Here is a 19,407-nt window from a genome sequence, read left to right as displayed (position 1 = left end):
CCTTAGGCCTCTTCTTTAAGTTTGTTATTTTTTGTCGTCTTCAAGGACATCGTCTATTTTCTGAGCAAGGTCTTTTTTGTCCTCGTCAGGATTCATCTCATAAAAGTCAACTTCCACTTCAGAATCATCATCCTCAGACTTTTTTGTTACCTTATCAAGCTTATCTTTTGCTTTGTCAAATATAGGTTTTGCACTGTCCTTTGCAACATCGGTTGCAGCTGCTACATTGTCGCTTACAATATTTGCAACGCCTTTAAGTACTTCCTTGGCGGCACTTGCCATTCCTTTGGCACTGTTTGCGGTATCCTTGGCGGCAGTAACGAACTCATCTGTAGATGACTTCAGTTCGGTATATTTTCTGTCGGAAGGGTTATTGTCTGTATTTTCATCAAGTTCATCATCAAAATCTTTGAACTCACCCTCCAATTCCTTTTGATATCCTTTATACTTCAGTACATATGACACACCTGCTGCTGCGGCACCTGCAAGAGATGCTAAAAACAATAACTTTTTGAAACTTGCCATAATAACCTCCTTTACAATTGTGGTGATTACAGTGTAATATCTATTTGTAAAAAGTACAAGTGTTATTTGGAGAGAATATGAAAAAAACAATATATTTTTTGGGATATATCATAGGATTTATTATAATTGTATATATCAGCTACACTTATGTGAAAATGGGAATTTCACATACAAATGATATATTCTTAAAAAAGGGATATTTTGTTTTGGCTACAGCTGTTTTTGTTACGGTTTTAGCCTCACTTATATATCTGAAGTTGACAAAATTCAGTATTGTAAAGATATATCCGATAGTGCTGACATTATTCGGACTTGCGTATATGTATGTATTTCCGGCAATGTCGGCTCCTGATGAGATTGCACATTTTATCTCGGCTTATAAAATATCAAATATAATGCTTGGTGAGAGGGCGACTGTTACCGACGGGCATGTGATAATCAGAGCCGGAGATTTGTGGCTGGAAGATACTGATAATGAATATAAATTTGATGCAAATAAAAGTGTAAAAGAGGGTGTTTTGATACCGGAAGGAGGGAGTCATGGTAAAATTGTTTCAAGCAAGCTGGAGGAAGCATCTTATAAAGTTTTTTATGGAGAGGGGAATCTTCGCAGTCGCAATAGCGGGATTAGTTTTAATGGAAAGACTTATGACAAAGCGCAGTCGCTACATTCACCTGTAAATACAATACCGAGTGTATATTTTTTTGCTGCACTCGGCATAAGCATAGCAAGGATATTGGGGCTTGGCAGTGTATATCTTGTAATTTTCGGCAGACTTGCAAATCTGGCTGTTTTTGTATTGCTTACTTCTTTTGCAATAAAGATTTTACCGAAGTTTAAAGAATTTATATTCCTTATAGGTCTGTTTCCCACCACTGTTGAACTTGCGGCTTCATATTCATATGATGCGATTATGATTGCAAGTTTGATTTTCTTTGTTTCATATGTATTTTATCTTGCATATGAAAAGACTTCATTTAATATAAAGGATTTGATAATGGTAACTTTATTTTCAGGACTTGTTTTGCCTTGTAAGATGGTGTATTTCCCTATACTGCTTATACTTTTTTTAATACCTATGCAAAAATTCAGTGTAAGAGGCAAGGTAAACGGGGAGATAAAAAAAGAAAATATAACATTTTTCCTTGCAAGTGCGGTGACTGTACTTTTGTCATTTGTAATTGCAATGTATCTGGTAAACAGGGCTACGGTGGTAGGATATTCCACAAGCAATACAGACAGCCTTGAGTGGGCAGGTGAGCAAAGCTATACAATAGGTTATTTGATTCACAACAAGGCCAAGGCGATAAAGCTGTTTTACAATACAATCATATTACAGCTTGAGTACTATCACGGCACTATGATGGGAACTTATTTGGGTCATGCCGACACTGTGATCGGAATACCTTATATAGGATTTTTGGTATTAAATATAGCCTTAATACTTTCCGTATTCGGGGAGGGCAAGGAAAAGCTTCTGCTTTTAAAGGATAAAATTCTTGTTACTGTCAGTGTAGGCTTTATAATATTTCTTATACTTTTGTCAATGCTTATTGCGTGGACTCCTATAAGTTCACAGTTTATAGAGGGAGTCAGCGGCAGATACTTTATACCGGTGATGCTTCCTATACTTTCGGTGCTTCAAAACAACAAGATTTCTGTAAAAAATGAGATGAAAAGAACTTTGATATTCCTGTTTATTTTTGTGAACGGACTTTCTCTATTGCAGATATTCGCTACAGTATGTATAAGACTCTGACGCCTTACTCAGTAAATAACAAAACTGTAAAAAAAAATTAACAAAAGTATTTGTGAAATACGCTATAATAGTTTTTATAAGGAGGCGAAATGAAGAGAAGAAATTTAATAAAACTTGCATCCGCATTTGCGGTTGTGACTATGCTGGGACTTGGCATACACAGTAAGGCATATGCGCTTGGTGCGACATCAAGTATCGATTCCGTTACAATAGGTTCAAATAAGACTACAGTGGACATTACTATGAACAACTCAGGTGATATGTCGGGGACTGACGGTAACTTCTATCTTTTTGAGTTACAGCCGTATGAGGACGGTATCGGAAACAGAACCGACTATCTTGAAAAATTAAGTGCCGGAAGTGTAACAAAATCATATCAGCTGAATAAGGGAAGTGATAACAGCAGACTTTATAACAGCTATGTTGTGGCTGTATATGACGGAAGCAAGTATGTTCCTGTAAGTTCACAAAAGTATATTACAAATCCTGAGGCGGTTGCCGCAAATACAGCCGCTTATAAGACACAGGCCTCAAAGAAGGGATTACAGATTGAGTTAAAGATGCTTGACGATGCTTTTGACCTTGGAGTAAAGCACGCATCAACCAATATTGCCTTCAATCAGATCCTCGGTAATGGTATCGACTACAATTACAACGGTAAGACATACCATTTCAACAAGGCCTTAGTTGAGGACTATGACAAGACTATCAGTGCATTCTCAGGAAAGGATATGACCGTTACGGCCATTATTCTAAACGGTTACAACGAAGCACATCCTGAGCTTATGTACCCGAATATGCCCAGAAGAGACAGTATATTCTACTATATGTTCAATGCATCCTCAAAAGAGGGAGCCGAGACTACAGAGGCTATAGCGTCCTTCCTTGCGGAAAGATACAACGGAAAGACTCCTAAGTACGGTAAAGTATCCAACTGGATTATCGGAAATGAGATAAACAACCAGCAGTGGAACTATGTCGGAGATATGGATGTAAGAAGTTATACAAGAAGATATGAGAAGGCATTCAGAATTTTTTATAATGCAATCAAGTCAAATTCATCAACAGACAGAGTATTTTACTCACTTGATTACAACTGGAACAATGAAATCAACAACAAGAACAAGTATGGCGGCAAGCAGGTGGTTGACAACTTCAACTCTTTAGTATTGGAGCACGGAGATATAGACTGGGGTCTTGCATATCACCCGTATCCGGCACCTATGACGGAGCCTGAGTTCTGGGATGATGCAGAGAAGACAGGACTTATCAAGGACAGTTTTGATTCTCCTGTAATCAACTTTGCAAACCTTAATAAGCTTACAGACTACTTTGCACAGGATGCACTCAAGAAAAACGGTGTGGTAAGACATATAATGCTTACAGAGGAGGGCTTTACAGCCACAAATCCTACAAGGGGCAATATAGAAAATGAGCAGGCGGCAGCGTTTGCATACTCGTATTACCTTGTAGATTCAAACCCGTATATTGAAGCATATATACTCAGTCGTCAGGTGGATGCACCGCTTGAAGTAAGATCCGGGCTTTCATTCGGACTTTGGACCTGCAATATGAATGTGGGCGATGAGATTAAGGCTGTTTCAAAGAGAAAGATTTGGAATGTATTCAAGTACATTGACAAGGCAAAGTACACACTTGACAATACAGACTTCGCAAAGAGCGTCTTAGGTATCAGCAAGTGGCAGGAAAAAGTTCCGAACTTTAAGTGGACGGCACAGGAAAACAGAAGATAATATCTATAATCTATGGGAAGGCGTTCCTTTCCATAGATTTTTTCATATGCTGCGGGTAATGCAATAATAAGCTTTTCGTGGTATAATGTGAGACATTGTATATAAGCAAAATAAAGTAGCAAAGACGGAGCCGTTATGAAACATACATTTGTTATTTGTGCATATAAGGAATCAAAATATTTGGAGGACTGTATAAAATCTTTGAAAGCTCAGGAAGTAAAGTCTGATATAAAGATTGCAACCTCTACACCTAATGAATATATTTACAGTATTGCAAACAAATACGGAATTGATGTATTTGTCAACAATATTAAAAAAGCCGATAATATTTCAAATATAGGAAATGACTGGCAGTTTGCCTACAATATAGCTACCACTGAGCTGGTAACGATAGCGCATCAGGATGATATTTATCTTAAACACTATACAAGGGATTTATTAAAGTATAAAAATAAATATCCCGATATGACTCTTTTTACCACATCGTCCATTACTATAAAAAACGGAAAGATGAAGTTCGGGAAAGTGGAGCTTGTAAAGAAAATTCTTAGACTGCCGCTTACTTTCAATGCTCTAAACAATATAGAGTTTGTAAAAAGACTTGCTATAACTTTCGGCAATCCTATAATAGCACCAAGCTGCGCCTATGATAAGAGACTCTGTCCGAAAGATTTGTTTTTATCAAGTTTTCAGTTTGCGCTGGATTGGGAGTGCCTTCTTAAGCTTGCAAAATTGGAGGGCAGGTTTGTACTCTGTGAAAATCCGGGGATTTGCTATAGAGTACATGACGGTGCGACCACAAAAAAGAGTATACTTGATCACTCAAGGCAAAAAGAAGAAAGTATTATGTTTGACAGACTGTTGCCAAGGCCCGTGGCACTTGTCATAAAGAAGTTCTATCAAACTTCGTATAATGCATATTTTTAGGGGGAGATATGGTACTGGTAAAAGTTGAAGAAAAATACGAATATCTGAAGGATATATTGCTTTCATTACTTCTTATAGGTATTGCATTTATTATAAATACCGGAATCAGTATAAAAGGCTTATATATGGACGACCTGCTTATGTGGTCTACCAGAAGAGGAACGGGATTTTTCAGATATGTATTTCCGCATGAGATGAGAAAGTTCAGGCCGGTATACTGGGCAGTTACTTGGATATATCAAGGGATTATAAAAAACAATCTTGATTTTATTGTGCCTATAAATATACTTATAGGTGCAGGTATAGCAATTGCAATTTATTTTTTTGCAAAGGGACTTGCGCGTTCAAAGACGATGGCGTTTTTATTTGCCGCCATGTTTTTGGTCTCAAGATTTTCATACTATGATATAGGGCAGTATCTCGGACTTATGGAAGCCATGGCGATGATATTTGCATTTGCACTTTGTGTATGCCTTTACAAATATATCAACGGACAGGCAAACAGATACTTTTATTATGCCTGTATATTTTATTTTTTGGACTGTTTTACACATGAGAGATTTGTAGTACTCTTCCCGATGCTTATCTTTGCAGTAATTGTGAAAAAGGGATACAGAATAATAAATGCATCGGTAGCAATAATTACTTTTATTGCGGCAAATTATATAAGATTTGCGGCTTTGAAGTCGTTTATACCTGAGGGTACGGGTAACTCAAAGGTAAGTGAAACATTCAAACTGTCAAGTTTTTTTGCATCTGTAAAAACTGAGATATTATATCTTTGCGGAATAAATACAGGACCTACACATCTGAACGGAATTGACTTCAAGGATGTAAATATTGCAGTCAAAATTCTGATAATTATTGGAATATTTGCATTTATTATGTTTATTTGCAAGTCCGTATATTCCATTTTGATGAGAAGTAAAAAAATTGAATTTGACTGGATAAAAAACATCTTACTGTTTCTCGGATTTATTATAGGAAGTATAGTGTCATCCGCCGTAACAATAAGAGTGGAGATGAGATGGCTGTATGCACCTTTTTTATTTTTGCTCATGCTTACAGCATATATCTACGGTGTGGATAAAAAGATAACTGTAAGAAAGTCAAAGAATAAAGTCATAGGGACTTCACTCAGCAGAATATTTCATGTTTCATTTGTTTCCGCAATACTTGTGATGGTCTGGGGATTTTGTATGCTTATAGGGGATATGTATTATAGAGGCTACTATAATAAAATATATCTCTTTGAGGGGCAAAACAGGGCCAATTCACTGGCAAATGAGACTTACTACAAATATGATAAGGACTTAAGCAATAAAAGGATTTATATTATAAAAAACGATTTTAAACTAAGTGATTTTGATGCACTTGAATTCTTCAGAGCATATAATCCTGATATCAGAGAGGATATAGTGACATTTATTGACAACTACAGAGATATAGGAGTGGTTAATGAAGATATGATAGTGCTGACTGAAGATAAAAAGAACAACGAATATGTCAATGTTACTGATTTTTTAAGGAATATAAAAGTTGAAAATATCTACGGACATTATGAGGACGGTTGGACCGATGAAGAGGCCAAGTTTAATGTAATGTCCGGAGAGCACGGACAGATTCATTTTGAAATAATGTATCCGGGAGAGCTTACCGGAAACGAAAGTATCGAGGTAGATGCAAACGGAGAGAAAGAAACCTTGGATTTGGTATCAAATATAACATACTATGAGATAGATACAACTCCGAATACTCTGATACCGATACAAATGAAGAGCAATTTCTATATGCCTGATGCTAAGGAGCAAAGAGGTGATAAGAAACTTAGCTTTATTTTGAATATAAAGATAGAATAGTAGGAGTATAATGAAGAAGTTTTTAGCATTTTTCCTACCGATAGTAGGTGCAATATATTTAAGTGCATATATAAGAAGTGCGGTGCTTGATGTGGTCTATACCGACTATATAAGGATTATAAATACTTATTTACGCAATCCGTTTTCACCTGCACCTTATTTTGGAAAAGATGCACTGACAAGATTGCCTATAACATTTTTTGAAAGAGCGATAAATGTAAAGTTTTTTAACTATTCCACAATGTTTGATATGAGCCTTGGAATAATATTCCTAGCGATGATGGGAATTGTTATAGGACTGTTTATGGCAAAGAAGAATTTAAAAATAGGATATATCATTCTTGTGATGATGGTGGTGTTTTCACTTTCACAGTGGGAGATGCTCACAAACGGTACAGGCTGGGTACATTTTTTTACATTCTTTTTGTTTGCGCTGCATTTTTATATACTGGATTCATACATTCAAAAAGAGAGCGGTTTTAAACTTGCGCTAAATATTTTACTGCCGGTATTTACAATAATAATGGCGGCTGGTTCGTATTCACTTGCTTACGGTGCAACACTTATTTGTGCCTATATTTTCTATGCTTTTTTAAGAAAGAAAAAAAGAGGAGTACTTATGTGTATACCTGTAGTTATGGCATTGGCTTTATTTATGTATTCTTATATGAATGCGGACAATGTGAATGCAGGAGCGACAAGCGAGAGTATTGTGACAGTATTTGGCAGAGACCCGCTTTACTTTTTGTACTTCGGGCTGAATACATTTGCATCGGATGTAGTCAGTGTGGAACTTGTAAAATACTTTGAGATAAATGTAATAGGAACAGGAATACTCGGTGCCGTGATTATATTATTTTATCTGGATGCACTGTATATGAACTTCAGATATAAGATATATGAGGATACGATATTTCCGCTTTTGCTGGTTGTATCGGGACTTTTCAGTCATACTATGGTAATACTTACAAGGTGGATTTTCTTGGATCCTATGTACGCAATGAGCTCAAGGTATTCACTTCAGTTCGGAGCGGGGCTTATAGGAGTTATATTGACATTTGCTTATATTAAGAGAAAGGTAAAAGGGCCCGGAAGAAAGAAGCCTGCACCTATAAAGATTCCTCTTATATCAAATATAGGCGTTTTTGTTTTTGTAATACTTGTGTTTGCAGGCAATTTACTTACTGCAGGCAATGAGCTGAGAATGGCGAAATATCGTATGGAAAGTTTTGAAAAAAAGGTAAAGGTTGCAAAGAATTTTGAGTATGAGAGTGATGAGACATTAAAGACGGTTTTACAATACCACAGTCCTAAGAAAACAAGAGAGGCACTAAGATTGATAAAATCTAAGAAATTGAACATTTTTAGTGAATAATACTGTTGATTTGTACACTGTAAAGAGTGTAAAATGATGTCGTTAAATTATTTTGATGGGAAGGCTTAGCAATGGATAACTCTTACGGAATGCTTGCCCTGCAAAAGGCAAACTTATATATTTTGCAGGAAATAGACAGGATATGTAAAAAGTATAAAATAAATTATACTCTGGATTCAGGTACGCTACTTGGTGCGATAAGGCATGGAGGTTTTATTCCTTGGGATGATGATGCCGATATTGCGATGACAAGGGCGAATTTTGAGGCGTTTAGAAGGATTGTAAAGAGAGAGTTGAGTGATAAGCTGGAGTTCATCATGCCGAATGAGTTCAAAAACGGTAAAGTATTTTATGATTTTACTCCGAGGATAATTTATAAGCCAAGTGCAAGGCATAAAGATAATGACAAAAGGGATCCTTATGAGGGTAAGTTAAATCACCTTTGGGTGGATATATTCATTTTGGATAAGCTGCCGAAATCAAAGTTGTTGCAAAAATTCGTATTATTTAACCAAAAGCTGATATACCTGTTTTCAATGGGACACAGGAAAAAACTTGAGTTGAAAAAATATAAAGGATCCATGAAACTTGCGGTATTGTTCTTTTCGATTTTAGGTAAAATAATACCTATGAGGAGATTGTTTAAACTGCAGGACGGGCTTTCAAAGCTTTTCTATAAGTCAAGAAAGAGTACCACATGGTATTACAGCAATTATCAGCCTGATTATATTGATATAAAGGTGAATAAGGATTGGTATGAAAAGTATTTGAATATAAAGTTTGAGGATGCCACACTTTCTATAATAGATGAGTATGACAGTGTTTTGCATCTGGTGTACGGTGACTATATGACGCCTCCTCCAAAGGCTGACAGAGTCCCGACCCACGGCAGTACGGAGATAGAGATTTATGAGTAAGAAGATTTCAATTATTGTATCTGTATATAATGAAGAGGAAGTTTTATTTGAGTTTTATAGAGAGACAATAAAGGTTCTTCTTTTGATAGATAATCCATATGAAATCATTTTTGTAAATGACGGAAGTATGGACGGTTCAAGAGGTATTTTATTTAAGATTGCAAAAGATGATGAAAATGTAAAGGTTGTACATTTTTCAAGAAATTTCGGACATGAGGCCGCGATGATTGCAGGTATTGACAATGCAAGCGGAGATTATCTTGTATGCATGGATGCGGACCTTCAGCATCCTCCTACATTGCTTCCCGAGATGTTGAGAAAGTTTGAATCGGGATATGACATAATAAATATGGTCAGAACCGTAAACAAGTCGGCAGGAATTATAAAGAATATAACCTCATCAATGTTTTATAAGGTTATCAACAGATTAAGCGATATACATTTGGTAAGCAATGCCTCTGATTTTTTCGGAATATCAAAGAGAGTTGCTGATGTATTGAGAAACAATTACAGAGAAAAGACCAGATTTTTAAGAGGCTATGTACAAAATGTAGGCTTTAACACTGTAAATATAGAGTATGAAGCAAGAAAGAGATATGCGGGAGAGAGCAAGTATTCTATAAAGAAGCTTTTCAGATTCTCCATGAATACTATAATGACTTTTTCAAATCTGCCGCTGAAGCTCGGTATATATGCAGGCAGTATGGCTGCATTTTTGGCAATAATAATGATGATATATACCATAGTGTCGTTTATAAGGGTAGGTACACCAAGCGGATATGCCACCACGATATGTCTTATATGCTTTATGTTTTCTGTGCTTTTCTTTATAGTCGGTATCATAGGAGAGTATCTGGGACTTATTCTTTCCGAGATAAAGGACAGACCTATATATATAGTTGAAGAGAAGATAAATTTTGAAGATAAATAATAAAAGAGCTGTGAAAACGGCTCTTTTTTTGCTATAATATTACATAAAAGATATCTGAATTTCTAATAATCTATGGAGTAAGTATGAATATTTCACAAGCGATTTCAAAAAGAGTAATGTTATTATGTTACGAAAAAGATATGACGGTGTATGAGCTTTCAAAAAAGTCCGGAGTTCCCAAAACCACTATAAAAGATATTATCTCAGGTCGAAGTAAAAATCCCGGTGTAATAAGTATAGAAAAACTCGCCACAGGATTTTCAATGTCCGTAGGCGAGTTTTGGAATCATGAGCTTTTTACTCATTTAGATACATATTTGCATCCTTAAAAAACGATATAATCAGTAAAATCATTATAATACCTATAGGAAAAGCGGCAATGATGGATACTGTCTGTAGGTTTGACATGGAATTGTCTGAAAAGATAAGGCCTATAGGCAGTAAAATCAAAAGTATTGACCAGTACAGTTTTATCTGCTTTGAAGGTTCCTTGTCCTCAAGGTCCTTATATGAGTATGATGCGGCTACAAGCGTAATGGAGTCAAAGGTTGTAGCATAAAATGTAATCATTGTAAGTATCAAAAGTATCATAGCTATATAAGGAAGCGGCAAACTTGATATTATCTCACCTATAGTGGTGTAGAGATTATTGCTGTCTGTGTATAGCTTAAGCAAATCCACCTGACCGAATACATTCAGTGCAATACCGTAATTGCCGAGGACGATAAAGGATATAAATGTACCTGAAAGACCGAATATATATCCTCCGAGTATAACTTCTCTTATTGTCCTGCCCCTTGAGATACTGCCTATAAAGAAAGGAGTGGCAACACACCATACCATCCAGTATGCCCAGTAAAATACCGTCCAGTCCTCGGCAAAGCTTGATTTGCCTGTAGGGTCTATATAGGTGGCAAGAGATAAAAAGTTGTTTGTCAGATTTCCAAGGGATTTAAAGCCCAGTTCAAGTATGAACTTGCCATGTCCTCCGCCGAAGAATACATACAGTAAAAGTGCAAAAAACAGATATGTACAGCATGATGCAAGCTTTGACACTCCGTCAATACCCAAATAAGCACAGACTGAATATATGATGCAGACTACAAGTAAAATAGCTATGGTAAGTATATTATTGTTGCCGATGCCGAAAAGTTTTGCTACAGTCTGAGAAAGTAAAGGTGTTGCTAGTGAAAAAGTGGTGGCTGTACCTGCAATAAGTGCAAATACTGCAGTCAAATCTACAATTTTTCCTATTACTCCGTCCACATGCGAGCCGAGCAGCACTCTGAGGCCTTCAGAGTATTTTGCCTTTGTCCTCTTTCTTACATGGAGCATAAAGCCGAAGCATGATGCAAGTACAACATAGAATGCCCAAGGTATAGGTCCCCAGTGAAAAAGCGGATAGGTGGCGGACCAAAGTGTGGTATCACCGAGGGATTGTATTCTGTCCTGATTGGCATAAAGCATCCATTCACATAGTGAGTAAAATAATATATCTGCGGCGAGTCCTGCGGTAAACATCATAGTTCCCCATGCAAAGTCGGAATGTTCCTTTTTGCCGCTGCCAAGCTTTATATTGCCGTATTTTGAAAATGCCATATACAGTGACAGTAAAAAGATAAAAAGTCCGAATATAAGATAAAAAATTCCAAGGCTGTTATTTAAAAGCCCCCTGATATCACCGAGGATATCGGTTGCCTGTACAGGAAATACAAAAAACAGCAGCACCAAAGCCAGTACAAGCAAAAAAGGTACTATAGTAACAAAATAATCAATACCTGATTTTTTCATCATGCCCTCCTTATGTTCAAAATAAGATAAAAAATATTGATATTGAACATAATAACACTTTTAAACTTATTTTACAAGATATAAAAAAATCTTAAAAATTATGGAATAATCAAAAAAACACTACAAAAAATAAAACCCTTTGGTATAATAGTGAAGTTAGTAAATGTCTAATGGAAGGTATTTATATTATGATAAAAATTAAAAAGCATATTGTAGGGGTACTCTCTATAGTATTTGCCTTATCTGCAGGAGCCTGTGCGAATTCGGATATAGTTGTCAATAAAAGCATGGATTCGGACAAACCTGTATTTGAGACACAAAAAAATATAGTATTGGACTGGTCTCAGATAAGAAGTGATGCGGAAGAACAGTTCAACGATAAGACTTTGTATCCTATGAGTGACTATATTGATATGGCATTTAAGGAAAATGAGAATAAAGTGTTGCTTATATGGTCACTGTCAGACGATATAAGTGATGATGAGGCGCTTGCATACGGCAATGAATATATCAGAGCAATAAATGACTACGCGGCCACTCAGGATTTCTCAATAAAGAAGTCAAGTGAAACTTCCTACGGAGGACTTTTTGATAAGTATGACCTTGAAATCCAGCTTTTCAGAGCGGATGATATAATGGAAGATTCAAAATATATTGTGAATCAGGTTATAAAGGCAGGGACTGATACTAACTTACAACTACAAAACAATAAAAAGGGGGATAAATGAAACTTCTAAAGAAAATTTTGTTAACTTCACTTTGTTCGGCAATGATCGTAAATACCGGTATGACATCTTTTGCAGGTGTTATAGGTAAAAGCTCAAACAACTATCCTAAGGTAGTGATGGGCGAGACTGCAACCAAGGCTAATGACGGAACTTATTTAAACGGCGCCGAGATTCATATATTAAATTCGGCAACAAAAAGCCAGATGATGAGCTATGTAATAAAGACCAAAAACGGCAAGCTGATAGTCGTGGACGGAGGACTTCCACAGGATGAGCCTCATCTTGTAGAGACTATAAAGAGCTATGGCGGTGAGGTAAGCGCATGGATTTTATCACATCCTCACAGTGACCACGGCGGTGCTTTTACAAAGCTTGCAGAAAACGGCTTTGAAGGTATCAAAATCGACAATTTCTACTACAATATCAGAGAGCAGGCTTGGTATGACAAGTACGAAAAGTATAGAGCCGATATGGTAAATACTATAAGAAACTCAATAGCAAAGCTTCCGGCAGGTGTATCACATATTACAAGCAAGGGTGAAGTTTATTATGTAGACGGTGTAGCCATACATGTACTCAATGATCCTTATTGGATAGAGTCAAACTCTATCAACAATTCATCCGTAGTTTTCAGATTAGACTTTGACAACGGTACAAGAGTGTTGTTCTTAGGAGATATGGGACCTGCAGCAGGTGAGAGACTTAAGGCGGATGTACCTGCTTCAGAGTTAAAGGCTGATATCGTACAGATGGCTCACCACGGTCAGTACGGTGTAAACAAGGATGTATATGAGATAATAGCTCCGAAGGTGGCTATGTGGAACGCTCCTGAGTGGCTTTGGGACAATGACGGCGGTTCAGGCTACAATACAGGCAACTATAAAACGCTTGAGGTAAGATCTTGGATGGATGAAATCGGTACAAAGACCAATTATGTTATCAAAGACGGTGACCAGACAGTGAAATAATTTTAAATTAACCCGATATCAAAATTGATGATTCAATTGAGGTATCGGGTTTTTGATAAGGAGATATTTATGGTAAAGAAAATAGGAATAGTAAGTTTATCAAGCGGTGTTTTAGGAGAGAGCTTTATTAAGCATGAACTTAAAATAGGTGTGGACAGATTAAATAAATACGGTATAGAGGTTGAATTTTTGCCTAATGCACTTAAGGGTATGGACTTTATAAAAGAACATCCCGAAAGTAGAGCTAAAGATTTGATAGAAGCTTTTAAGGATGACTCCATTGATATGATTTTATGTGCAATAGGAGGAGTAGATACCTATAAACTTTTGCCATATCTGTTTGAAAACAATGAGCTGAAAAGGCACGTCAAACAAAAAATATTCTTAGGCTTTTCAGATACCACTAAAAATCATTTTATGCTAGGTAAAGTGGGAATCAAAACATTCTACGGTCAGGCATTTTTACCTGATATATGTGAGCTCTCAAATGAAATGTTGCCATATACAAAAAAATACTTTGAAGAGCTTATAACAACAGGAAAAATTAAAGAAATACGTCCAAGTGAGTTTTGGTATAAGGAAAGAGAAGACTTCAGTGAGAATTCTATCGGAGTTGATATGGAAAAATATAAAAATACCGGATTTGAGTTACTTTGTGGTAAGCCGGTATTTAGAGGGAAGATTTTAGGAGGCTGTATTAATACGATCTATGATATATTTGATAATTCAAGATTTGAGGATACAGTATCTCTTTGTAAAAAATATGATCTATTCCCAAGTCTTAAGGAGTGGAAGAATAAAATTTTATTATTGGAGACAAGTGAGAATAAACCGGAACCTAAACTATATAGAAAAATGATCGGAGCTTTAAAGGATTATGGAATATTTGATGTGCTATCAGGTGTTTTAGTCGGAAAACCTCAAGATGAGGTATATTATGAGGAGTATAAGCAAATTTTACTTGAGGAAATCGGAGATAAAGACTTATCTGTTGTTTATAATATAAATGTGGGCCATGCAACACCGAGGTGCATTATTCCTTTTGGAGTTGAAGCCAAGGTAGATGTGGATAAGCAGGTGATTACTTTTGATAACTAAATCGGATGCTCGTTGCTAAAATAACTTAAGGAGGTTATATGTTTTTAAAATATAATAAAAATGAGAAGTTGGAATTCAATTATAAGAGGGCATGTGGCTTATGGTTAATTTTGGTAGCATCAGTTATTTTAGTGGCTACTTTTGCAGGTGGAAAACAAATCATAAATATGCAGATATTTTGCATCGGATATATTGTCAGCTTTTTTACAGTCAATATGAATAAAAAAGTGTTAAATAAGCTGTCTGACGGAAGCTCTTCTGAATTTCAAAGAAAAGTATCATTATATGCAATCATTTTATTGCTTGTTTTAATGTCATTACTTGGTGGACCGTTTTTTGCCGATGAGAATTGGAGATTGATTTGGTTGGGAGCATTGATGGCGACTGCAATACACTTCTTTATGTATTATTTTGTACATGGAAATTCAATGATCTATTTAGGGATTATTTGTACTGTGAATGTTGCAGTAGGGTATATTTTTCCTGAGATTCCCATAACCATAATTGCATATATTGATGCGGCAATTAAACTAGTATTTGGAATTTACCTGCTGGTTTTCTCAAAGCCGTCAAAACAGAAATGAATTTTAGTGTATAGAGGTAAGTCAGTTGAGATATATACTTTTATTGCGTAGTATAAATGTTGGTGGAAAGAATAAAGTCTCTATGAGTGACTTGAAAGTTTTGTTAAGTGAATTGGGATTTGAGGATGTTGATTCTTATATTAATAGCGGGAATTTATTCTTTAGCAGTGGGGAAAGCTATGAAAGTTGTATCCCCAAGATAAAACATTTATTGGAAACGAACTTTGACTTTTCAATCCCTCTTACTTTAATAAATAAAGAGGATTATTTAAAAGAAAAGGAAAATCTTCCTGAATGGTGGTATCAAGAAATGGCAAGAAGAGATGTTTTATTCTTTTCCTGTGATTCGGATAGAAGTAAAATCTTAGACTTTATAGATAAATCCACATTTCATAATGAGATAGTGTATATTGGGAAAAATGCTGTATTTTGGGGAAAGTATGATGAATCGGAATATCTGAAAACTACCTATCACAAAAAGCTGATAAAGCAGGATTTTTACAAGCAGATAACAATAAGGAATGGAAATACATTTGAAAAGATAGCTGAGATATTTGAAAACGGAAACTAAAAAAGAGATGGATGAGTATTTGGATAATATTATTGTTTTTTTATTAAAGAGAGCTGAAATGATGGATAAATCCCTTCACTAATTTAGGATTTAACATATAAGACATAAGATAGTTTTAGATGAAGTATATTTATTATAGAAGTATGGATAGTAAAGATTTAAGATATTTTAAAGAAAAGCTTGATTCAATAGATTGGAATGGGAACTTTGAAAAGGCTGATAAAGAAAATTATGAAGTTTTGGACAGCTTATGTGAATTTATAGAATCTGAACTTAGAGAAAATAAGAGCCCACAAATGATATCAAAAGCCCTATTACTCCTTGCAGGGAATGTCGGATGTGCAGAGGATTTTGAAAGATACGAAGAAAATTTTGTGAGTAGACTTGAAAAAGAAGGTAAACTTACAAAAGAGTTGGCAGAGTTATTTTACAATAATACGAACAGAAGACAAGGATAGTGATATATAATTTATGAAGAAGGGATTGAGGATGAAGATAGTAGTCAGTGCCTGTTTACTTGGAGAAAATTGTAAATATAATGGTGGGAATTTATTTGAAAAGATAGCTAAGATTATTGAGAAGGGAAGATAAGTGGATAATATAATTATAAAAGAAGCATCTCCTGAGGATGCTTTAGCAAGAATAGAATATTCAAAAAAGATAGGATCGGAAACAGATAATTTATCATTTGGAGAGGAGGGCTTTCCGATTTCAGTTGAAGGAGAGGCGGAATATATCAAATCTCTTTTGAAAGATGAAAGATCCTGCTCATTTTTTGCATGGAGAGATGGAGAAATCATTGGAGATGTAAGCTTAAGCGGAATGCCAAGGCGAATGAATCACAGGGCAGAACTTGGTATTACAGTTTTGAAATCAGAATGGAATAAAGGTCTTGGAAGCAGACTGCTTGAAATGGCGATAGAGTATGCCAAGTCACATGGTATTGAGATAATAAATCTTGAAGTCAGAAGTGATAATTTTAGGGCAATCCATGTCTATGAAAAATATGGATTTAGAAAAATCGGGACCTCTCCGGCATATTTTAAAATCGGAGATTCATATATAGATTTTGATATAATGTATTTGGATTTGAGATAAAAAATGCAGATTTAAAAGGATAGTATAGAGAAATATGACCAATAAAGATTTGAACTTTTTTAAAGATAGACTGTATACAATAGATTGGGACGGGGACTTTGAAAAAGCGGATAAAGAAAATTATGAGGTTTTAGACAGCCTATGCGAATATATTAAGACAGAACTTAGAATAAATAAAAACTCGGATACTATTGGCAAAGCACTGATACTTCTTGCGGAGAATGTGGGCTGTGCCGAGGATATTGAGAGATATGAAGAAAACTTCATTGATCAACTTGTAAAAGAAGATTTACTTACAAAAGAGCAGCTACATTTATTTTATAATAATGTTAAAAGAAGACAGGGTTAGCAGTATATTTGAGAAATGTCAGGGAGGCTTTGTGATGAAAATAGCGGTAAGTGCCTGTTTACTTGGAGAAAATTGTAAATATAACGGCGGAAATAACTACAGCAAAAAAGTAAGAACTTATACTAAAGGACATGAGGTAATACCTGTTTGTCCGGAAGTCCTTGGCGGGCTGCCCATTCCAAGAGAACCTGCGGAAATAGTAAACGGTATAGTAAGTCTCAAGGACGGCACATCTGTTGATAAAGAATTTCGTGAAGGAGCAAGGAGAGCACTTGAGACAGTAAAAGAGAAAAATGCCGATATCGTTATTTTACAGTCAAGAAGTCCGTCATGTGGAGTTAATGCAATATACGACGGTTCATTTTCAGGGAAAATTATATCAGGGCAGGGTGTGTTCGCCGATTTATTAAGGAAAAACGGAATAAAGGCGATAGATGTTGAGGATTTATAGGACAGCTTTAGGTAAATAATTTTTTTTGGTTTATTTTGACAAAAGTTGACTTATGGTGTATAATCCTGTCTTTGACAGTTTTGAAATATAAAATACCCTTCAAGCCCTGTGTTTTAGCGGCTTTGGAGGGTATTTCCATTTCGTTTTGAAACTAAAAAAATAGTATTTTATTTTCCCTTACTTTGTTTTTTAATTGTTCTCATTTGACTCTTTGTTATAAATTCAAAATCTGTATTAAAATGACAAATCTCATGTAGCTTATCTGTAAGCTCCGTTCTTTTATATAGCGGTATAAAACCTTGCTCTTTTACATATGCAAAATTAAAATCCTTTAAGGTTTTTAGAATCTCTTCACATGTATATTTGTGTTCTAATGCTTTCTCAAGATATCTGTAAATAATCAATGCTAAAAAACAAGTTAAGAAGTGAGACGTAATTCTGTCAACTCTTTGTAAGTACACAGGCCTTGCATCAAACTCAGTTTTCATAATTCTAAAGCACTCTTCGATTTGCCATCGCTTTTCACTTATACTTAGTATTTCACTTACATTATCGTCAAGTAGGTCTGTTGAGATAGCATACATACCGTCATACTTAGTTTCTTCATCTATTTTGTCTGTATTAAGAAAGTTATGTACATTTGCCTTTTCTCCATCATCAGTCACTGCAAGGCTGCTAATAAACCTGGCAGGGTCATTAGGATTTCGCCTTTCTTTTTTGATGCTACCTTTTTCAAGCATTAGCTTAGCTCTGTCAACTTGTTTTTCTCTAATAGTTTTTTGGTATTTGGCATATTTAGGTGAATATGTGATGATAAGTCTCTGAGATAAATCTTTAGGCGTATACGGAGCATCTTTGTAATATATAGCCTCATCATCCCTTGATATTTCTGATAAATCTACTACTTTATCATCAGACAAACGTTTAAATCCTTTAGTGTCTAAAGCCCATTGTCTATCTTGTGCATTAAGCTTTTTTATAGATTGTGTAACGACAAAGGCTCTTTCGCCCATATGATTGTATTTTCTTATTTTTTCCGAACCGAGTCCTGCATCGCTACAGTAAATAAACTTTTGACAGTCAAACTCGTTTAAAATCTTTTCTTCAAGAGGTTTAATAGAAGTTTGCTCATTAGCATTACCCGGAAATAGAGAAAAAGCAAGAGGAATGCTGTCACCATCCATAAACATCCCCATTTGTACTATAGGGTTTGGTCTGTGTTCCTTACTTTTGCCATATTTCTTAATTCCGTCTTCATCTTCAATCTCAAAATAATAATTGGTGCAATCATAAAAAAGAATCTTATCATTGCGTTTTCCTAATAAGTGGCTGTTTTTATAAGTTTCAGATTGTATAAGGTCACATTCTTTAGCAAGTACATTTAAAGAACGGTACACGTCATGTAGTTGGTAAGACGGCGGCTCCAAAAAGTCCAGTGCACATTTATAACTTGAGCGTTTACTGGAAGGTTCAAGTATTCTTGAGTAAATCAAATCTGATAATATCGAGTTGATATCAAACTTGAAGCTATATTTATCCCTTATTTTTCTGCAAACTTTATCCAAGCCAAGTTTATAATAAAAGTATTGCAAAAACAGATATCCCCCACGATAGAAGACTTGTTGTTGAGGTTGAAGTCTTTTATTGGAGTTAAAAGAAATATTTACTGTTTTTTCTTCTTTATATTTTTGTGTTTCAAGTCTTGCCTCAGCACGAGCCCA

At 35.5% G+C, this 19,407-nt stretch carries 20 protein-coding genes and 1 pseudogene; 18 read left to right on the top strand and 3 right to left on the bottom strand.

The genetic code is table 11. From position 1 onward, the window contains the following. Nucleotides 1-24: 24 nt before the first annotated feature. Entirely contained in the window at nucleotides 25-525 is a 501-nt protein-coding gene (locus EHW90_RS07760; RefSeq protein ID WP_124952262.1) for a hypothetical protein, read from the bottom strand. Nucleotides 526-602: 77 nt separating this feature from the next. On the opposite strand from EHW90_RS07760, the gene EHW90_RS07755 reads away from it, so the two are divergent. The 8 genes from EHW90_RS07755 to EHW90_RS07720 all read left to right on the top strand — a co-directional run bounded on the left by EHW90_RS07755 (nucleotide 603) and on the right by EHW90_RS07720 (nucleotide 10,377). Next, the gene (locus EHW90_RS07755; RefSeq protein WP_124952261.1) at nucleotides 603-2,285 is read left to right on the top strand and encodes a DUF2142 domain-containing protein; all 1,683 of its coding nucleotides are present in this window, start codon (nucleotides 603-605) and stop codon (nucleotides 2,283-2,285) included. An 89-nt stretch (nucleotides 2,286-2,374) separates the two neighbouring features. Next, complete coding sequence (locus tag EHW90_RS07750; protein WP_124952260.1) at nucleotides 2,375-4,039, top strand: DUF5722 domain-containing protein; 1,665 nt, start codon at nucleotides 2,375-2,377, stop codon at nucleotides 4,037-4,039. A gap of 135 nt (nucleotides 4,040-4,174) precedes the next feature. Next, entirely contained in the window at nucleotides 4,175-4,966 is a 792-nt protein-coding gene (locus tag EHW90_RS07745) for a glycosyltransferase family A protein (RefSeq protein ID WP_124952259.1), read from the top strand. A gap of 8 nt (nucleotides 4,967-4,974) precedes the next feature. Then, on the top strand, nucleotides 4,975-6,825 hold the full coding sequence (locus EHW90_RS07740; RefSeq protein WP_124952258.1) for a beta-carotene 15,15'-monooxygenase: 1,851 nt from the start codon (nucleotides 4,975-4,977) through the stop codon (nucleotides 6,823-6,825). Nucleotides 6,826-6,835: 10 nt separating this feature from the next. Further along, nucleotides 6,836-8,200, top strand: a complete 1,365-nt coding sequence (locus EHW90_RS07735; protein WP_124952257.1) for a hypothetical protein — start codon at nucleotides 6,836-6,838, stop codon at nucleotides 8,198-8,200. Between the two features lie 71 nt (nucleotides 8,201-8,271). Next, a complete protein-coding gene (locus EHW90_RS07730) occupies nucleotides 8,272-9,117 on the top strand; it encodes a LicD family protein (RefSeq protein ID WP_124952256.1) in 846 nt (281 codons plus the stop codon). Then, a complete protein-coding gene (locus tag EHW90_RS07725) occupies nucleotides 9,110-10,048 on the top strand; it encodes a glycosyltransferase family 2 protein (protein ID WP_124952255.1) in 939 nt (312 codons plus the stop codon). Before EHW90_RS07730 ends, EHW90_RS07725 begins: the two co-directional genes overlap by 8 nt. Before the next feature lie 83 nt (nucleotides 10,049-10,131). Then, nucleotides 10,132-10,377 carry a helix-turn-helix domain-containing protein gene (locus tag EHW90_RS07720; protein ID WP_124952254.1) on the top strand — a complete coding sequence of 82 codons (246 nt, stop codon included), beginning with the start codon at nucleotides 10,132-10,134 and terminating at the stop codon, nucleotides 10,375-10,377. Here EHW90_RS07720 and EHW90_RS07715 read toward each other — a convergent pair. Further along, nucleotides 10,346-11,839: a BCCT family transporter gene (locus EHW90_RS07715; RefSeq protein ID WP_124952253.1), complete on the bottom strand. Its 1,494-nt coding sequence runs from the start codon at nucleotides 11,837-11,839 to the stop codon at nucleotides 10,346-10,348. The two genes, EHW90_RS07720 and EHW90_RS07715, sit on opposite strands and share 32 nt — an antisense overlap. 188 nt (nucleotides 11,840-12,027) lie before the next feature. On the opposite strand from EHW90_RS07715, the gene EHW90_RS07710 reads away from it, so the two are divergent. The 10 genes and pseudogenes from EHW90_RS07710 to EHW90_RS07665 all read left to right on the top strand — a co-directional run bounded on the left by EHW90_RS07710 (nucleotide 12,028) and on the right by EHW90_RS07665 (nucleotide 17,686). Then, nucleotides 12,028-12,567 (top strand): hypothetical protein, encoded by a 540-nt coding sequence (locus EHW90_RS07710; protein ID WP_243113940.1) that lies wholly within the window; start codon nucleotides 12,028-12,030, stop codon nucleotides 12,565-12,567. Beyond that, nucleotides 12,564-13,535: a ComEC/Rec2 family competence protein gene (locus EHW90_RS07705; RefSeq protein ID WP_124952251.1), complete on the top strand. Its 972-nt coding sequence runs from the start codon at nucleotides 12,564-12,566 to the stop codon at nucleotides 13,533-13,535. Before EHW90_RS07710 ends, EHW90_RS07705 begins: the two co-directional genes overlap by 4 nt. A 69-nt stretch (nucleotides 13,536-13,604) precedes the next feature. Further along, nucleotides 13,605-14,633, top strand: coding sequence for a S66 family peptidase (locus EHW90_RS07700; RefSeq protein WP_124952250.1), 1,029 nt, complete (start codon nucleotides 13,605-13,607; stop codon nucleotides 14,631-14,633). A 38-nt stretch (nucleotides 14,634-14,671) separates the two neighbouring features. Next, nucleotides 14,672-15,217 carry a DUF6609 family protein gene (locus EHW90_RS07695; protein WP_124952249.1) on the top strand — a complete coding sequence of 182 codons (546 nt, stop codon included), beginning with the start codon at nucleotides 14,672-14,674 and terminating at the stop codon, nucleotides 15,215-15,217. Nucleotides 15,218-15,242: 25 nt separating this feature from the next. After that, entirely contained in the window at nucleotides 15,243-15,788 is a 546-nt protein-coding gene (locus EHW90_RS07690; protein ID WP_124952248.1) for a DUF1697 domain-containing protein, read from the top strand. Between the two features lie 143 nt (nucleotides 15,789-15,931). Continuing rightward, nucleotides 15,932-16,246: a hypothetical protein gene (locus EHW90_RS07685; protein WP_060931878.1), complete on the top strand. Its 315-nt coding sequence runs from the start codon at nucleotides 15,932-15,934 to the stop codon at nucleotides 16,244-16,246. Nucleotides 16,247-16,277: 31 nt separating this feature from the next. Continuing rightward, a pseudogene (locus EHW90_RS13500) lies at nucleotides 16,278-16,367 on the top strand (DUF523 domain-containing protein); the annotation flags it as partial. Nucleotides 16,368-16,379: 12 nt separating this feature from the next. Beyond that, nucleotides 16,380-16,886, top strand: coding sequence for a GNAT family N-acetyltransferase (locus EHW90_RS07675; RefSeq protein ID WP_124952246.1), 507 nt, complete (start codon nucleotides 16,380-16,382; stop codon nucleotides 16,884-16,886). A gap of 34 nt (nucleotides 16,887-16,920) precedes the next feature. Beyond that, nucleotides 16,921-17,235, top strand: coding sequence for a hypothetical protein (locus tag EHW90_RS07670; RefSeq protein ID WP_124952245.1), 315 nt, complete (start codon nucleotides 16,921-16,923; stop codon nucleotides 17,233-17,235). Nucleotides 17,236-17,269: 34 nt separating this feature from the next. Then, the gene (locus EHW90_RS07665) at nucleotides 17,270-17,686 is read left to right on the top strand and encodes a DUF523 domain-containing protein (RefSeq protein ID WP_124952244.1); all 417 of its coding nucleotides are present in this window, start codon (nucleotides 17,270-17,272) and stop codon (nucleotides 17,684-17,686) included. A gap of 167 nt (nucleotides 17,687-17,853) precedes the next feature. Here EHW90_RS07665 and EHW90_RS07660 read toward each other — a convergent pair. Continuing rightward, nucleotides 17,854-19,407 (bottom strand): IS1634 family transposase (locus EHW90_RS07660; RefSeq protein WP_124952659.1); only part of this gene is annotated, 1,554 nt, incomplete at its 5' end.

The sequence above is a fragment of the Lachnoanaerobaculum orale genome (assembly GCF_003862485.1).
GTDB lineage: Bacteria > Bacillota > Clostridia > Lachnospirales > Lachnospiraceae > Lachnoanaerobaculum > Lachnoanaerobaculum orale.
The sequence above is the reverse complement of the archived record's forward strand: the minus strand, read 5'-3'. Positions and strand labels throughout refer to the sequence as shown.

Excerpts from the sequence above, each read along its gene's own strand:
- EHW90_RS07705 (WP_124952251.1), top strand. The coding sequence starts at position 12,564 with ATGAAACTTCTAAAGAAAATTTTGTTAACTTCACTTTGTTCGGCAATG.
- EHW90_RS07710 (WP_243113940.1), top strand. The coding sequence starts at position 12,028 with ATGATAAAAATTAAAAAGCATATTGTAGGGGTACTCTCTATAGTATTT.
- EHW90_RS07720 (WP_124952254.1), top strand. The coding sequence starts at position 10,132 with ATGAATATTTCACAAGCGATTTCAAAAAGAGTAATGTTATTATGTTAC.
- EHW90_RS07745 (WP_124952259.1), top strand. The coding sequence starts at position 4,175 with ATGAAACATACATTTGTTATTTGTGCATATAAGGAATCAAAATATTTG.
- EHW90_RS07715 (WP_124952253.1), bottom strand. The coding sequence starts at position 11,839 with ATGAAAAAATCAGGTATTGATTATTTTGTTACTATAGTACCTTTTTTG.
- EHW90_RS07695 (WP_124952249.1), top strand. The coding sequence starts at position 14,672 with ATGTTTTTAAAATATAATAAAAATGAGAAGTTGGAATTCAATTATAAG.
- EHW90_RS07760 (WP_124952262.1), bottom strand. The coding sequence starts at position 525 with ATGGCAAGTTTCAAAAAGTTATTGTTTTTAGCATCTCTTGCAGGTGCC.
- EHW90_RS07670 (WP_124952245.1), top strand. The coding sequence starts at position 16,921 with ATGACCAATAAAGATTTGAACTTTTTTAAAGATAGACTGTATACAATA.
- EHW90_RS07700 (WP_124952250.1), top strand. The coding sequence starts at position 13,605 with ATGGTAAAGAAAATAGGAATAGTAAGTTTATCAAGCGGTGTTTTAGGA.
- EHW90_RS07740 (WP_124952258.1), top strand. The coding sequence starts at position 4,975 with ATGGTACTGGTAAAAGTTGAAGAAAAATACGAATATCTGAAGGATATA.
- EHW90_RS07750 (WP_124952260.1), top strand. The coding sequence starts at position 2,375 with ATGAAGAGAAGAAATTTAATAAAACTTGCATCCGCATTTGCGGTTGTG.
- EHW90_RS07735 (WP_124952257.1), top strand. The coding sequence starts at position 6,836 with ATGAAGAAGTTTTTAGCATTTTTCCTACCGATAGTAGGTGCAATATAT.
- EHW90_RS07665 (WP_124952244.1), top strand. The coding sequence starts at position 17,270 with ATGAAAATAGCGGTAAGTGCCTGTTTACTTGGAGAAAATTGTAAATAT.
- EHW90_RS07730 (WP_124952256.1), top strand. The coding sequence starts at position 8,272 with ATGGATAACTCTTACGGAATGCTTGCCCTGCAAAAGGCAAACTTATAT.
- EHW90_RS07725 (WP_124952255.1), top strand. The coding sequence starts at position 9,110 with ATGAGTAAGAAGATTTCAATTATTGTATCTGTATATAATGAAGAGGAA.
- EHW90_RS07685 (WP_060931878.1), top strand. The coding sequence starts at position 15,932 with ATGGATAGTAAAGATTTAAGATATTTTAAAGAAAAGCTTGATTCAATA.
- EHW90_RS07755 (WP_124952261.1), top strand. The coding sequence starts at position 603 with ATGAAAAAAACAATATATTTTTTGGGATATATCATAGGATTTATTATA.